Origin of the sequence: Rhizobium sp. YS-1r (genome assembly GCF_000757525.1) — a bacterium.
Classification (GTDB): Bacteria; Pseudomonadota; Alphaproteobacteria; order Rhizobiales; family Rhizobiaceae; genus Neorhizobium; species Neorhizobium petrolearium.
This window is the reverse complement of record NZ_JPYQ01000056.1, coordinates 426,497-441,929: the sequence shown is the minus strand read 5'-3', so window position 1 is coordinate 441,929 and position 15,433 is coordinate 426,497. Positions and strand designations below refer to the sequence as shown.

Below are 15,433 nucleotides of genomic sequence, written 5' to 3'. Positions count from 1 at the left end.
GAACCGGATGGCTCAGATGCGAGACGTCAGTCTCACATCATGTCCATGCCGCCCATTCCGCCCATGCCGCCAGGCATGCCGGCCGGAGCGTCCTTCTTCGGCAGCTCGGCGATCATGGCTTCGGTGGTGACCAGCAGGCCGGCAACCGAGGCTGCGTCCTGCAGGGCGGTGCGAACGACCTTGACCGGATCGACGATGCCCATGCCGATCATGTCGCCGTATTCGCCGGTCTGGGCGTTGTAGCCGTAGTTGTCGTCGTTCTTTTCGAGGATCTTGCCGACGACGATCGAAGCTTCGTCACCAGCGTTTTCGGCGATCTGGCGGGCCGGAGCCTGCAGGGCGCGGCGAACGATGTTGACACCGGCTTCCTGGTCGGCGTTTTCGCCCTTGACCGTAAGCTGAGCGGAAGCACGCAGCAGAGCGACGCCGCCGCCCGGTACGATGCCTTCCTGAACGGCCGCACGGGTCGCGTTGAGCGCGTCGTCGATGCGGTCCTTCTTTTCCTTCACTTCGACTTCCGTCGAACCGCCGACGCGGATGACGGCAACGCCGCCAGCGAGCTTGGCAAGGCGTTCCTGCAGCTTCTCGCGGTCGTAGTCGGAGGTGGTTTCCTCGATCTGGGCCTTGATCTGGCCGACGCGGCCTTCGATGTCGGCCTTCTGGCCCGCACCGTCGACGATCGTGGTGTTTTCCTTGGAGATCGAAACCTTCTTGGCACGGCCGAGCATGTCGATGGTGACGTTTTCGAGCTTGATGCCGAGGTCTTCGGAGATGACAGTGCCGCCGGTCAGGATGGCGATGTCTTCCAGCATGGCCTTGCGGCGATCGCCGAAGCCCGGAGCCTTGACGGCAGCGATCTTGAGGCCGCCACGCAGCTTGTTGACGACGAGCGTTGCGAGCGCTTCGCCTTCGACGTCTTCAGCGATGATGAGGAGCGGCTTGCCGGTCTGGACGACGGCTTCGAGAACCGGGAGCATCGCCTGGAGGTTGGAGAGCTTCTTCTCGTGCAGGAGGATGAAGGCATCTTCCAGGTCAGCAACCATCTTTTCCGGGTTGGTGACGAAGTAGGGCGAGAGATAGCCGCGGTCGAACTGCATGCCTTCGACGACTTCGAGTTCGGTCTCGGCGGTCTTGGCTTCTTCAACCGTGATGACGCCTTCGTTGCCGACCTTCTGCATGGCTTCGGCAATGTCGAGGCCGATCTGGCGCTCGCCGTTGGCGGAGATCGTGCCGACCTGGGCGACTTCTTCCGAAGTGTTGATCTTCTTGGCCTTGGCCTGGAGATCAGCGACGACGGCCTTGACGGCGAGGTCGATGCCGCGCTTCAGGTCCATCGGGTTCATGCCGGCTGCAACGGCCTTGGCGCCTTCGCGAACGATGGCCTGGGCAAGAACGGTTGCGGTCGTGGTGCCGTCACCGGCGATGTCGTTGGTCTTCGAAGCGACTTCGCGGACCATCTGGGCGCCCATGTTCTCGAACTTGTCTTCCAGTTCGATTTCCTTGGCGACGGAAACGCCGTCCTTGGTGATGCGCGGCGCGCCGAAGGACTTGTCGATCACGACGTTGCGGCCTTTCGGGCCGAGCGTGACCTTCACTGCGTCAGCGAGAATGTCGACGCCACGCAGCATCTTTTCACGCGCGGTGCGGCCGAATTTGACTTCTTTAGCTGCCATTTTTGAGAACTCCTGAAACGGGTGTCAGAGAATTTCGGAAAACACGACCGGCCGAAATCAGCCGATGATGCCCATGATGTCGGTTTCCTTCATGATCAGAAGGTCTTCGCCGTTGATCTTGACTTCCGTGCCGGACCACTTGCCGAAGAGAACGCGGTCGCCGACCTTGACGTCGAGCGCGGCGATCTTGCCGGACTCGTCGCGGGCGCCGGGGCCGACGGCGACGATTTCGCCTTCAGCGGGCTTTTCCTTGGCGGTGTCCGGAATGATGATGCCGCCTCTGGTCTTTTCTTCAGACTCGACGCGGCGAACGACGACGCGATCGTGCAGGGGGCGGAAATTGGTGCTTGCCATTGTCTAATCCCTCGATCAAATGACATTGACGGATCGCAAGATCCGTATCGCTTGGCTGTTGGCACTCACCTTGCGGGAGTGCTAACGAGGGTCGAGATAAGTGGGGCCGGCGATTGAGTCAAGGACGAAGCTGAAATTTTAAAGGCGGTCCCGCCTGCCGGTTGAAAACAAGCTTAATGGATAAGCCGGGCCATGGTGCGGCGCAAAAATGACACCAGCGTGTCGTCGCGGCGCAACGGGAGCTTTTTGCTTGTAATCTTTTCGGCGGTTTGCCATGTCACCGGGGACTTGGAGTGACAGGACGGACATATGGCAAAGCGCATCGGCAGTTTGAGCGAAGTGATCGGCGGCTACGACGTCGTTCTTTCCGACGTCTGGGGCGTCGTGCACAATGGCGTCGATGCCTTCCAGCACTCCTGCAAGGCGCTTGCCGAGGCGCGGGAGGCCGGCGCGACAGTCGTGTTGATCACCAATTCGCCGCGTCCGGCGCCGGGCGTCATCCAGCAGATGCGCGCGCTCGGCGTGCCGGACGGGACCTATGACCGTATCGTCACCTCCGGCGACGTGACGCGCCATCTGATTGCCGAAGGGCCGAAAAAGGTCTTCCTGCTCGGCCCCGAACGCGACATGCCGCTGTTTGACGGGCTCGACGTCGAGGCCGTTTCGGCAGAGGACGCGGATTGCATCGTCTGCACCGGTTTCTTCGACGACGAGAAGGAAGTGCCGGAGGACTACACCGGCCTCCTGACCGCCTTCGTCAAGCGCGACGTGCCGTTCATCTGCGCCAACCCCGACCTCGTGGTCGAGCGCGGCCACCGCATCATCCCCTGTGCCGGTGCCGTCGCCGCCTATTACGAACAACTCGGCGGCAAGACGCGCATCGCCGGCAAACCGCACCGGCCGATCTACGAGGCGACGCTTGCCGCCGCTCGCGAAGTGCGCGGCGATTTCCCGATGGACCGTGTGCTGGCGGTCGGCGACGGTATGCCTACCGACGTGCGCGGTGCGCTCGCATACGGGCTCGATCTGCTCTATATCAGCGGGGGTATCCATGTGGCGGAATATACCGTCAATGGCCGGACCGACGAAGCGATCCTCAATGCCTGGCTGAAATCGGAAAACGCCGCGCCGAAATACTGGATGCAGAGGCTTGCCTGAACCGGAAATCGCTTCGATGACCGTATTCCACCGCAACGAAAAGAAAGAACCGCTGCCCGAGGCGTTGAAGGGCGGCGTCATCGCCATCGGCAATTTCGACGGTGTGCATCGCGGCCATCGCAGCGTTCTCGAGCGCGCGTTGTCGCTTGCCGAAGAGCGCGGCACACCCGCGCTGGTGCTGACCTTCGAGCCGCATCCACGCACCGTGTTCCGGCCGGAGGAACCCGTCTTCCGGCTGACGCCCGCGCCGCTGAAGGCGCGATTGCTGGAGGCCATGGGCTTCCAGTCGGTGATCGAATATCCCTTTACCAGGGAATTCGCGACGCGCTCGGCGGAAGAATTCATCCGGACGATCCTGGTCGACTGGCTGCATGCCGGCGCCGTCGTCACCGGCTTCGATTTCCATTTCGGCAAGGGCAGGGAAGGCGGCCCGGCCTTCCTGATGGCGTCGGGCGAAAGGCACGGCTTTACCGTCTCGCTCGTCGATGCCTTCCGGGACGAAAATGCCGAAGTGATATCTTCGAGCCGCATCCGGGCCCTGCTGGGGGAAGGCGGCGTGTCTGGCGCGGCAGGTCTTCTCGGCTACCGTTATACGGTCGAGGCTGAGGTGATCGGCGGCGAAAAGCTCGGCCGGCAGCTCGGCTTCCCGACCGCCAACATGCAGTTATCCCCGGAAGCAGAGCTGAAGGCAGGCATCTATGCCGTACGGTTCCGCCGCCCCGACGGCACGCTCCACGATGGCGTTGCAAGCTACGGGCGCCGTCCGACCGTGACGGACAACGGCGCACCGTTGCTTGAGACCTATCTCTTCGATTTCTCCGGCAGCCTCTATGGTGAAATCTGTTCCGTCTCCTTCTTCGGGCACCTGCGCGACGAGCTGAAACTCGACAGCCTCGACGCGTTGGTGGTGCAGATCAAACGCGACGAGGAAGAGGCGCGGGCGCTGCTCTCCGGTGTCAGACCGCTCGGGGAACTGGACGCGAAAATCGCATTCTGACGTCGTTTGATGACGAAGTCCGCAAGTCAGCTCACAGTCGGCTTGCGCGGCAAATCCATTGTCGCCAGCATCGTCTGTTCGAGCATCTCCGGAAACTCCGGTGTTTCCAGGAAGAAGGGGCCGGGCTGGTTGATGATGGTGTTGTTGAGAACGCCGTACATCACCTGGAAGGCGAAGCGGATGCGGGCCTCATCGACGCGGGCATGATCGATCGACGGTTCGCGGGCAACCCGATCGAGAAAGGCATCGGTCAGCGCATGCACGTTCCGGCGGAAGGGTTCCCATGCCTCTCCTGATTCCAGGCTGACCTTGAACGCGGAACGGAAAAAGGTCTTCTGCTCGATGTAGCGGGCGACTTGCGCCCGTGTCAGTTCAGCGAGAATACGGTTGAAGGTCGTCTCCCGCACGACGGCCTCGAGCATTGGCCCCGATTCTGCCGCAGCCGCGACCATGACCGCCTTGAAGAGCGTCAGCTTGTCGGGGAAGCGCGCGTAAAAGGCACCGGTCGAGCATTCGACGGCGTTGCAGATATCGGCAACGCCGACCTCGTCGAAGGAGGTCTTTCGCGCGATGCGCAGCCCTTCCTTGATCAGGCGATCGCGCAATTCGCGGCTGCGCAGCTGCTGGGCGGGAAGAACGCCAACTCGCGCCAGATCGTCATGCCAATTCGCTGTCGTTCTCAATATGCACCGCCTCTCCTCTATGAATTGCGTATCGTATTCCCGTTGTCCATCAGCTTAAAATAGAATGAGATTCTTATTCTGATTGATTCCTCGTTCGGCTGTTGTTAAATCTCGGCTCTCTGATCGGAGGGAGGAGAGAGATGGAGATTTCGAACAGCGGGCATGCATTCACTCGTCGGAGTGTTCTTAACTTTGCCCTGGCAGCCGGTGCTTCAAGCATGTTTCCGGTTGCCGCTCATGCCGAGGCGCCGGCAGCTCCCAAGGGGGCGAAGCTTGTGCTCTTGGGCACCAAGGGCGGGCCGCGCGTGGGTGGCAACCGATCCAATCCCGCCAATGCGCTGATCGTCGACGGCGTTACCTACATCATAGACACAGGCATGGGGGTAACGGCTCAGGTCGTGAAGGCAGGGATCGATCTTGCAAGCATCCGCACGATCCTTATTTCCCACATGCATTCGGACCATCAGCTCGAATTCGGCAATCTGGTCTACAATATCTGGGTATCCGGGGCGCTGCGTCAGCCGATCGATGCCTATGGACCGGCTGGGCTCGAAGACATGGCGAGGGATTTCTGGCAGCTCAACCGTCTTGACGTCGCGACCAGGATGGAGGACGAGGGCCGTGCCGACCCGTCCAAGCTCCTGCGCGCCCACGATTTTACCAAAAAGGACGGGCTGGTCATGCAGGACGAGCGGGTAAAGGTGCCCGCCTTCACGACGCCCCACCCGCCGCTGGAAAATCTCGCCTACCGGTTCGAAACGCCGTATGGGGTCGTCGTTTATTCGGGTGACACCGCCTATAATCCGGCGCTGGCCGATTTCGCGCGCGATGCGGACGTGCTGGTGCACGAAGTCCTTTACCTTCCCGGCGTCGACGCCCTGGTGAAGCGCGCCAATGGCACGCCCGCTTTCCGCAAGCACATCGTCGAAAGTCACACGGCGGCCGAGCAGGTGGGGATGATCGCCGCACAGGCTCGCGCGAAGAAACTCGTCCTCAGCCATTTCGGGCCTGGCGACATGGAGTGGATCACCGACGAAATGTGGCGTGCCGAAACCGCCAGGCATTTTGACGGGGAGATCGTCGTCGGACGCGACCTGCTCGAAATCCCGCTCGGCTGAACGCCGCGGCTTCAGCCATGTCTCCCGTCCCGTCCTGTTTTAAAGGGCAGGGCGGGGGAAAGCGCCTGCTATTTTGCCGAAGCCGGTCTTTCATATTCCTGACCGACCCTCTTCCTTTTTTCGGCAAGAACACATAAACAACCGCCACTATGCAAAAATTTCGGCTGGCTCAGATCATACGAATTATCGGCCCGGCCTTCCGCGCGCTGTAAGAGCGGCCGGAGGGTCCGGGTTTTCGGCGCTTACGACAAGCGCCTTCCGCCACCGTGTTTTCATCGAGACGCGCCCCGTCGCGGCGCCAGAAACGATTGCCATCATGACCGATACCGCCGAAAAACTCGACTATTCGAAAACCCTCTATCTGCCCGAAACCGATTTTCCGATGCGCGCCGGACTGCCGCAGAAGGAGCCGGAACTGGTTGCCCGCTGGCAGCAGATGGACCTTTACAAGAAGCTCCGCGCCTCCGCCGCCGGCCGCGAAAAATTCGTTCTGCACGACGGCCCGCCCTATGCCAACGGCAACATCCATATCGGCCACGCGCTGAACAAGATCCTCAAGGACGTCATCACCCGCTCGTTCCAGATGCGCGGCTATGACTCGAACTATGTGCCGGGCTGGGACTGCCACGGCCTGCCGATCGAGTGGAAGATCGAGGAAGAGAACTATCGTTCCAAGGGCAAGGCAAAGCCCGACCTCTCCGAGCCGGCGGCGATGACCGAGTTCCGCCGCGAGTGCCGCGCCTATGCGGAAAAGTGGATCAAGGTTCAGGCGGGTGAGTTCCAGCGCCTCGGCATCGTCGGCGATTTCGAGAACCCGTACCTGACGATGAATTTCCACGCCGAAGCGCGCATCGCCGGCGAGCTCTTGAAGATCGCCAGGAGCGGCCAGCTCTATCGCGGCTCGAAGCCGATCATGTGGTCGGTGGTCGAGCGCACCGCGCTGGCGGAAGCCGAGGTCGAGTATCAGGATTACGAGTCCGATACGACCTGGGTGAAGTTCCCTGTAGCCGGTTTCGGGACGATCGACACGCCTTTTGAGGCAAAGTCCTATATGGATGATATCCGCGGTGCTTTCGTAGTCATCTGGACCACGACGCCTTGGACCATCCCGGGCAACCGGGCGATCTCGTATTCGCCGAAAATCGCCTATGGCCTCTACGAAGTCACGGCGGCAGAGAACGATTTCGGCCCGCGTCCCGGTGAGAAGTTGATCTTTGCCGACAAACTGGCCGAAGAAAGCTTCGCCAAGGCCAAGCTCCAGTATAAGCGCTTGCGCGATGTCTCGGCTGATGAGATGGCGGCGATCACCTGCGCCCATCCCCTGCGCGGCCTCGGTGGCGGCTACGACTTCGACGTGCCCCTGCTGGCCGGCGACCACGTCACCGACGATGCCGGCACCGGTTTCGTCCACACCGCGCCGAGCCATGGCCGTGAGGACTTCGAGGCCTGGATGCACCATATCCGGGAGCTGGAGGCGCGCGGCATCGAGACGAAGATCCCGTTCCCGGTCGACGATTCCGGCACCTATACGACAGACGCACCCGGTTTCGAGGGCGTGCGCGTCATGGACGACAATGGCAAGAAGGGCGATGCCAACGATCGCGTCATCAAGGCGCTGATCGAGAGGAATATGCTCTTCGCCCGCGGCCGTCTGAAGCACCAGTATCCGCATAGCTGGCGCTCCAAGAAGCCGATCATCTTCCGCAATACGCCGCAATGGTTCGTCTATATGGACAAGACGCTTGCCGACGGCACGACGCTGCGCGAGCGGGCGCTGAGGGCAATCGACGATACCCGTTTCGTGCCGGCTGCCGGCCAGAACCGCCTGCGCGCCATGATCGAGCAGCGCCCGGACTGGGTGCTGTCCCGCCAGAGGGCATGGGGCGTGCCGATCTGCGTCTTCGTCGACGAGCATGGTGAGGTTCTGCAGGACGAGGCCGTCAACCGGCGCATCCTCGATGCCTTCGAGGTGGAAGGCGCGGACGCCTGGTTTGCCGAAGGCGCCAAGGAACGGTTCCTGGGCAACGAACATGATCCGGCCAAGTGGACGCAGGTCATGGACATCCTCGACGTCTGGTTCGACTCGGGCTCGACGCACACCTTCACGCTGGAGGATCGCCCGGACCTGAAATGGCCGGCCGACGTCTATCTAGAAGGCTCCGACCAGCATCGCGGCTGGTTCCATTCGTCCCTCCTGGAATCCGCCGCCACCCGCGGCCGTGCGCCCTATGACACGGTCATCACCCATGGTTTCACCATGGACGAGAAGGGCCAGAAGATGTCGAAGTCGCTCGGCAATGTCGTGGCGCCGCAGGACGTCATGAAGGATGCCGGCGCCGATATCCTGCGCCTCTGGGTCATGACGACGGATTACTGGGAAGACCAGCGCCTCGGCAAGACGATCATCCAGACGAATGTCGATGCCTATCGCAAGCTCAGGAATACGATCCGCTGGATGCTCGGCACGCTCGCCCACGATGAGGGCGAGGAGATCGCCTATGCCGACCTGCCTGAACTCGAGAAGCTGATGCTGCATCGCCTGGCGGAACTGGATAAGCTCGTCCGTGAGGCTTACGACGCCTTCGAGTTCAAGAAGATCGCACGCGCGCTCATCGATTTCGCCAATGTCGAGCTCTCGGCCTTCTATTTCGATGTGCGCAAGGATGCGCTTTATTGCGATGCGCCGTCGTCGCTGCGCCGCCGTGCAGCACTCTCCGTCATCCGCAGGATCTTCGACTGCATGGTGACCTGGCTTGCGCCCATGCTGCCGTTCACCACGGAGGAGGCCTGGCTGTCGCGCAATCCGGGCGCGGTCTCCGTGCATCTCGAACAGTTCCCGGACGTTCCGGCCGAATGGCGCAATGACATGCTTGCCGAAAAATGGAGCGCGATTCGCCGGGTCCGCTCCGTTGTCACCGGCGCACTGGAGATCGAGCGCAAGGACAAGCGCATCGGTTCCTCGCTGGAAGCGGCCCCCGTCGTCCACATCACTGATCCGGCGCTCCTGAAGGCGCTGGAAGACCAGGACTTCGAGGAGATCTGCATCACCTCCGGCATCGAGATCGTGGCGGGCGAAGGGCCGGAAAGCGCCTTCCGGCTGCCGGAAGTTCCGGGCGTTGCCGTCGATCCGAAGCTCGCTGAAGGCGTAAAATGCGCCCGCTCCTGGCGTGTGACCAAGGATGTCGGTTCCGACCCCGCCTGGCCGGATGTCTCTGCACGCGACGCTGCGGCACTTCGCGAACTCGCCGCTCTCGGTCGTCTCGGTTGACCTGAAAAGCCGCCGGATGATTGCGCTTTGGCGCGTCATCCGGTATTTCTGCCCGAAATTGGCCGGATTTTCCCGCCATCTGGGGTGCAAGTAGTCTCAGGCGTCAAGGACGGGCGCCGCTGGAAGGGTTTTGATGACAACGACATCTGCGTTTCGTGTCGGCATGGGCGTGGCCGGCATCCTCGCCTCGACCTTGACCCTTTCGGGCTGCCTTGGCAGCCCCACCTACGGCACCGACAAGACTGCCCTCGAGCAGCTCACCGACGACCTTGGTTCGGCCGTTTCGATCGGTGGCAAGGAAGACGAAGCCAAGCGCAATCTGAAATACAATCCGCGTCCTTCGCTTGTCGTCGCCAAGGGGGATGCGGCTAACCTGCCGCCGCCGCAGCAATCGCTTGCCAACCGCGAGAACAATCCGAACTGGGTCGAATCTCCGGAAGAAACGCGTAAGCGACTCCGCGAAGAGGCGGATGCAAACGCGAACAATCCGAGATATCAATCTCCCCTTATCACCGGCAAGGGCCAGGGCGGTCAGTTGACCGAATCCGAAAAGTGGGAGGCCTTCCGCAAGGCCAAGCAGGACGCCGAGACCGTTGACGTCTCTGCCCGCCGCCGTTCGCTTACCGAACCGCCTGCGGAGTTCCGTTCGGCGGATACGGCCAATCTGAGCGATCTTGGCGAGCCCGAGATGCAGAAGGAAAAGCGCCGCAAGAAGGAAGCCACGGAAGCGAAGAACTCCCGCGAATGGTGGAAGCTCTTCTGATTGCCGGCATGCCGGTCAGTCCTCTCTTTTCGCGCGGAAGAAACCGGTGAGCAGGCTTGCCGCTTCGGTTTCGCCAAGTCCGGAATAGACCTCCGGCGCATGGTGGCAGGTCGGTTGGCTGAAAAAGCGAACGCCGTTGTCGACCGCGCCGCCTTTCGGGTCTTCCGCGCCGTAATAGAGACGGCGTATGCGGGCAAACGAGATTGCCGCCGCGCACATGGTGCAGGGTTCAAGCGTCACGTAGAGATCGGCACCGGCAAGCCGCTCCTGCCCGAGTGCTGCGGATGCATCGCGGATCACGGCGATCTCTGCATGGGCCGTGACATCGTTGTCGGCGCGGGTGCGGTTTCCCGACCGGGCGATGATGACGCCGTCGAGCACCAGCACGGCGCCGACCGGAACCTCGCCGCGGGCAGCGGCATCCCGGGCTTCGGCGAGCGCTGCGTCCATGAAACCATCGGTATTGGCCATTTCAGGCGATTTCCTCTTAACCCGGATCGCGCGAACTGGTAGGAAGCATCCAACCGGAAGCCCGATTTGCGGGCCTAACACCACTTAAGTCAACACGAACAAGAATGTCCGGATCATCTCCGTCAGACATCACGCTTCAGGCAAACAACAAATGAATTCCAAAGACAAGCCGAAGCGCGGCGAAGGCAGAACTTTCGTTCGCGAAACCAAACCCAGATCGGCCCCGAAGGCGGCTGCCGGCAGCAAGGCCGCCAAGGGCGCAAGGAAAAACGCCGCGCCGAAAGCCTTTTCCGAAAAACCGGTGAAGGCAGCGCGCAAGCCGGCGCCGGCCGCAACGATATCCGCCGAGGCCGAGGGCAAGCCTGAGCGCATCTCCAAGCTCCTGGCGCGCGCCGGTGTTGCCTCCCGCCGCGATATAGAGCGGATGATCATGGAAGGCCGGGTGAAGCTGAACGGTGAGCTTCTCGACACGCCCGTCGTCAATGCGACGCTTAACGACAAGATCGAGGTGGATGGCGTGCCGATCCGCGGGATCGAGCGCACCCGCCTCTGGCTCTATCACAAGCCGGCCGGCCTCGTGACCACCAATTCTGATCCGGAAGGCCGTCCGACCGTTTTCGACAACCTGCCGGAAGGTCTGCCGCGGGTGCTTTCGATCGGCCGACTCGACATCAATACGGAAGGCCTGCTGCTGCTCACCAATGACGGCGGCCTGTCGCGCGTCCTGGAATTGCCGACAACGGGCTGGCTGCGCCGCTACCGCGTCCGCGCGCATGGCGAGATCGATCAGGAAGCGCTCGACAAGCTGAAAGAAGGGATCGCTGTCGACGGCGTGCTCTACGGTTCGATCGACGCGACGCTGGACCGTAGCCAGGGTCGAAATGTCTGGATCACCATGGGTCTTCGCGAAGGCAAGAACCGCGAGATCAAGAACGTTCTCGGCGCGCTTGGGCTCGAGGTCAACCGCCTGATCCGTATCTCCTATGGGCCGTTCCAGCTCGGTGATCTGCCCGAGGGCCAGGTGATCGAAGTGCGTGGCCGCATGCTGCGCGACCAACTCGGGCCGCGCCTGATCGAGGAAGCGAAGGCGAATTTCGACGCGCCGCTCTACAACGACAGGGACTCGGAAGACGACAAGCCGGTGCGCGCCGAACGGTCCGATTGGGCCGTAAAGCCGGAAAAGACGGAACGTCCGCGCGCCGGCAAGCCGGAAGACAGGCGCGAGAAGGCGCTCGGCCGGCTCGACACCAGGCGCGATGATCGCAAGTTCCCGGACAAGCCCCGCGGCGGCAAATCGTTCGGCAACCGGGATCGGGATGAAGAGGAGCGTCCGAAGAAGCGTCCTCCGCTGGGCACCAGCCGCACCGCCAATGTCTGGATGGCGCCGGGCGCCCGCCCGACCACCGACGGCAAGGCCCAAAAAACCTCCGCGCGTGCTGACGCCGAACGGCTGTTCAAGAAGCCTGCGCCCGAAAATGATCGCCGCGTCGTGGTGAACCGCGCCGACGACGACAGCGACTGGATCCGCGCCGAGGAGCCGGCCCGCCGTCCGCGCGACGAAGAGGGCGGCGATTTCGGCCGCAAGCGTTCGTTTGGCGATCGGGCCGAACGGGGAGAGCGTTCCTTTGGTGACCGTCCGAGAGGCGACCGCAGGCCGCGCGAAGAGGGTGATCGCCCACGCGGCGAACGCCCGTTTGGCGATAGGCCTCGTGGTGATCGCAAGCCACGAGAGGATGGTGATCGCCCAGCCCGTTCTTTCTCCGGCGAGAAGCGCTCCGAGCATCCGCGTGGTGACCGTCCCTTTGGAGACCGTCCGGCGCGTGGCGAACGGTCCTTCGATAAGCCGAGGGGCGAACGCCGGCCTCGCGAGGATGGTGATCGTCCCGCACGATCCTTCTCCCCGGGCGAGGGGCGTGCCGAACGCACTCGCTCCGAACGTCCGCGCAGCGAGCGTCCTGCCGGCGACCGGCCCTTCGGCGATAAGCCGCGCGGCGGAAAACCGGCTGGCAAATCCTTTGGCGGCAAGCCAGCCGGCGCAGGTGGTTTTGCCGGGAAAGGCGCTGGCGGTCGCGGAAAGCCGGGCGGCGCGGGCAAACCTGGCGGTCGTCCGGGCGGTTCGCGTCCGGGCGGGGCAAGGTCCGGCAGCAAGCCGCGTGGGCCAAAGGGGTGACGGACAGTGCGGATCGTAGGTGGTGAGTTTCGCGGCCGGTCCCTGGCCACACCGAAAACCGATGCCATCCGGCCGACCATCGACCGGACACGCGAAAGCCTGTTCAACATCATCAGCCACGTCTATCCGGAAGCGCTGGACGGCACACGGGTGATCGATCTCTTTGCCGGCACCGGCGCGGTCGGTCTCGAAGCCGTCTCGCGAGGCTGTCGTCATGCCCTGTTTGTCGAGAACGGCGTCGAGGGGCGGGGCCTGCTCTGGGAAAACATCGACAATCTCGGTTTGCATGGCCGCTCTCGTATCCTGCGCCGCGATGCAACGAAGCTTGGCGCGATCGGCACGATGGAGCCTTTCCATTTCCTTTTCGCCGATCCGCCCTATGGTCAGGGTCTGGGCGATGCGGCCCTGCTCGCGGCCCACACGGGCGGCTGGCTGGTTCCGGGCGCCCTGGCGATCCTGGAGGAACGTGCCGACGTGAAATCTGCGGTGGATCCGGCCTTCAAACTGCTCGAAAGCCGCCTCTTCGGCGACACTCGCATGGATTTCTTCCGCTACCAGCCGATGTGAAAGAAAGGCGTGAGAGGAAAGGAATGAACGTCAAGCTTGCGCTTCCCGATGTCGAGTCCGCGAAACGGAAAAGCGGGCTGACCTTTGCAATCGCTCTCGGTGGCGGCGGTGCACGCGGCATTTCGCATATCCAGATCATCGAGGCGCTCGACGAGCTTGGCATCCGGCCGGTAGCGATCTCCGGCTCCTCGATCGGCGCGATTATGGGAGCCGGCATGGCGTCGGGCATGAAGGGCCGCGAGATCCGCAATTTTACGCTGGAAACGATCGGCAATCGCGGAGTGCTGCTCAACAAGCTCTGGAGCCTCGGCCCGGCCACCATGCGCGACAAGCTCGGCGGTTTCCGCTTCGGCCACTTCAATCTCGAACTCATTCTGGATGCCTTCCTGCCGCCTGATGTGCCGGAGGATTTCGCCGATCTCCACATCCCGATGAAAATTTCGGCCACGGATTATTACGGCCAGGCGGAGGTGGTGCTGGAGGAGGGCGAACTGCGCACGGCGATCGCAGCCTCCGCGGCCATTCCCGGCCTTTTCATGCCGGTGCGCGTCAATGGACGGATCATGGTCGACGGCGGCGTCTTCAATCCGGTTCCCTACGAACATCTGATGGAGCTTGCCGACGTGGTGATCGGCGTCGATGTGGTCGGCGCACCGGAAGGGGACGGCACCCATGTTCCGAGCCGTATCGACAGCCTGTTCGGCGCGAGCCAGCTCACCATGCAGGCGAGTATCGCGCTCAAGCTGAAGCTCAACCCGCCGCATATTTTCCTGCGACCCTCGGTCAACCGGTTCCGGGTGCTGGATTTCCTGAGGGCCCGTGAAATCCTGGAGGAATCCGAAGGCGTGAAGGACGACTTGAAGCGCGCCATCGACGCGCTTCACGCAGCGATTGAAGCCTGAGATCGCTAGGCGGCCTGGGACATCTTCTTTCTGAAGAGATTGCAGCCAATGGTGCGCGCGGTCTGTAATCGCTGATCTTCTCCTTCCCGCTGCTCCAGCAAAAGCTCCGAAGTCACCACCCTGGCGCCGCAATAGTCGAAAATCCCATGGTCGATTTGCGTTTTCATGGCACCGAAATAACCATGCCTCGCATAGGTGCGCATGTCGGCGCCGCCGATGGCCACCAGATGGACAGGGAGCCGCTGAAGTTTTTTGACGAGTTTCAGATCGGCGCCTTCGTCATAGGCCCAGCCATTGCTGAAGACGCGGTCGATCCACCCCTTCAGCAGTCCCGGCATTGACCACCAATAGACGGGATAGACCAGTACAAGCGCATCGGCGCGATCTATTCTCGCCTGTTCGGCGATGACGTCCGCGGAAGCGGCCATCTCGCGACGATGGACCGCCAGATCGACCGCCGTAAACCGGGGATCGAAGCCTTCGGCGGCGAGGTCGGCGATCTCGAAAGAATCGGCCGGATCGCAGGTAATATACCGTGTCCGATATGGGCAGCGACATTATGGGTAAGGGAACCCGGCTCGGGATGCGCAACGACGATAAGGGCATGCATGTCGGATACTCCTGATGAGCTTGCTGTGGAGGCCTGGAAGTTATATACTTTTAGTAATTTACTTTTAGTATATAGTGAAGTCAAGCATGGAAGAGCAAACCACCCGCCGTCCACGCCAGCGCCTCACGCGCGAGGCCCGGCATCGTCAGCTTCTCGATGTGGCATGGAAAATTGCCCGAGACGAGGGGACCGATGCCTTGACCCTCGGTCGTCTGGCCGAGGGCGCGGGGGTCGCCAAGCCAGTTGTATACGATCATTTCGCCACCCGTCCGGACTTGCTGATAGCTCTCTACCAGGAGTTCGATGCGCGCCAGACAGCCGTTATGGACGCTGCATTGGAGAAGGGCGAAGCCGACTTGAGCGACCGTGCCCGGGTGATCGCCTCCTCTTATGTGGATTGCGTCCTGCAGCAGGGGCGTGAAATACCGGGCGTCATCGCCGCCCTTGCCGGTTCCCCGGAGCTTGAAAAGATCAAGCGCGATTACCAGGCTGTCTTCATGGAGAAGTGCCGGGCTGTTCTTGCCCCCTTTGCAAAGGCGGGCACTATCAGGTCGGCTGGTTTGTGGAGCATGCTTGGCGCGGCAGAGGCTCTTTCCCACGCTGCTGCGACCGGCGAGATCACACCGTCGCAGGCCAAAGAAGAACTCCTTGCAACGATCGTCGCGATGGCCGAGCGCAATAAGTAGCGCCGGCTTGCCT

General features: G+C 62.2%; 12 protein-coding genes and 2 pseudogenes. 9 read left to right on the top strand and 5 right to left on the bottom strand.

What is annotated here, in order from left to right; genetic code table 11:
- Positions 1–32: 32 nt before the first annotated feature.
- Positions 33–1,673 (bottom strand): chaperonin GroEL, encoded by a 1,641-nt coding sequence (gene groL / locus JL39_RS27720; protein ID WP_037158405.1) that lies wholly within the window; start codon positions 1,671–1,673, stop codon positions 33–35.
- 57 nt (positions 1,674–1,730) lie between these two features.
- The gene (gene groES, locus JL39_RS27715; RefSeq protein WP_037158403.1) at positions 1,731–2,027 is read right to left on the bottom strand and encodes a co-chaperone GroES; all 297 of its coding nucleotides are present in this window, start codon (positions 2,025–2,027) and stop codon (positions 1,731–1,733) included.
- A 309-nt stretch (positions 2,028–2,336) separates the two neighbouring features.
- Here groES and JL39_RS27710 point away from each other — a divergent pair, with 309 nt between their 5' ends.
- Both JL39_RS27710 and JL39_RS27705 read left to right on the top strand, forming a co-directional pair.
- Positions 2,337–3,185, top strand: coding sequence for a TIGR01459 family HAD-type hydrolase (locus JL39_RS27710; protein ID WP_037158398.1), 849 nt, complete (start codon positions 2,337–2,339; stop codon positions 3,183–3,185).
- A gap of 16 nt (positions 3,186–3,201) precedes the next feature.
- Complete coding sequence (locus JL39_RS27705; RefSeq protein WP_037159881.1) at positions 3,202–4,182, top strand: bifunctional riboflavin kinase/FAD synthetase; 981 nt, start codon at positions 3,202–3,204, stop codon at positions 4,180–4,182.
- Between the two features lie 26 nt (positions 4,183–4,208).
- Here the strand turns inward: JL39_RS27705 and JL39_RS27700 are convergent, their stop codons facing one another.
- Positions 4,209–4,865, bottom strand: coding sequence for a TetR/AcrR family transcriptional regulator (locus JL39_RS27700; protein ID WP_200884014.1), 657 nt, complete (start codon positions 4,863–4,865; stop codon positions 4,209–4,211).
- Positions 4,866–5,083: 218 nt separating this feature from the next.
- On the opposite strand from JL39_RS27700, the gene JL39_RS27695 reads away from it, so the two are divergent.
- The 3 genes from JL39_RS27695 to JL39_RS27685 all read left to right on the top strand — a co-directional run bounded on the left by JL39_RS27695 (position 5,084) and on the right by JL39_RS27685 (position 10,014).
- A complete protein-coding gene (locus tag JL39_RS27695; RefSeq protein WP_244446972.1) occupies positions 5,084–5,983 on the top strand; it encodes an MBL fold metallo-hydrolase in 900 nt (299 codons plus the stop codon).
- Positions 5,984–6,299: 316 nt separating this feature from the next.
- Positions 6,300–9,251, top strand: a complete 2,952-nt coding sequence (gene ileS / locus JL39_RS27690) for an isoleucine--tRNA ligase (protein ID WP_037159878.1) — start codon at positions 6,300–6,302, stop codon at positions 9,249–9,251.
- A 163-nt stretch (positions 9,252–9,414) separates the two neighbouring features.
- Positions 9,415–10,014: a hypothetical protein gene (locus tag JL39_RS27685; protein ID WP_227705070.1), complete on the top strand. Its 600-nt coding sequence runs from the start codon at positions 9,415–9,417 to the stop codon at positions 10,012–10,014.
- Positions 10,015–10,029: 15 nt separating this feature from the next.
- Here the strand turns inward: JL39_RS27685 and JL39_RS27680 are convergent, their stop codons facing one another.
- The gene (locus tag JL39_RS27680) at positions 10,030–10,485 is read right to left on the bottom strand and encodes a nucleoside deaminase (RefSeq protein WP_037158381.1); all 456 of its coding nucleotides are present in this window, start codon (positions 10,483–10,485) and stop codon (positions 10,030–10,032) included.
- Between the two features lie 151 nt (positions 10,486–10,636).
- Here JL39_RS27680 and JL39_RS27675 point away from each other — a divergent pair.
- The 3 genes and pseudogenes from JL39_RS27675 to JL39_RS27665 all read left to right on the top strand — a co-directional run bounded on the left by JL39_RS27675 (position 10,637) and on the right by JL39_RS27665 (position 14,124).
- Positions 10,637–12,681: pseudogene (locus tag JL39_RS27675) on the top strand (pseudouridine synthase).
- A complete protein-coding gene (gene rsmD / locus JL39_RS27670; protein ID WP_037158380.1) occupies positions 12,662–13,222 on the top strand; it encodes a 16S rRNA (guanine(966)-N(2))-methyltransferase RsmD in 561 nt (186 codons plus the stop codon). Before JL39_RS27675 ends, rsmD begins: the two are co-directional and overlap by 20 nt.
- Before the next feature lie 23 nt (positions 13,223–13,245).
- On the top strand, positions 13,246–14,124 hold the full coding sequence (locus JL39_RS27665) for a patatin-like phospholipase family protein (protein ID WP_037158378.1): 879 nt from the start codon (positions 13,246–13,248) through the stop codon (positions 14,122–14,124).
- Between the two features lie 5 nt (positions 14,125–14,129).
- On the opposite strand, the pseudogene JL39_RS27660 reads toward JL39_RS27665, so the two are convergent.
- A pseudogene (locus JL39_RS27660) lies at positions 14,130–14,734 on the bottom strand (NAD(P)H-dependent oxidoreductase).
- 86 nt (positions 14,735–14,820) lie between these two features.
- Between JL39_RS27660 and JL39_RS27655 the strand changes: the two are divergent.
- Complete coding sequence (locus tag JL39_RS27655) at positions 14,821–15,420, top strand: TetR/AcrR family transcriptional regulator (RefSeq protein ID WP_037158376.1); 600 nt, start codon at positions 14,821–14,823, stop codon at positions 15,418–15,420.
- Positions 15,421–15,433: the final 13 nt, after the last annotated feature.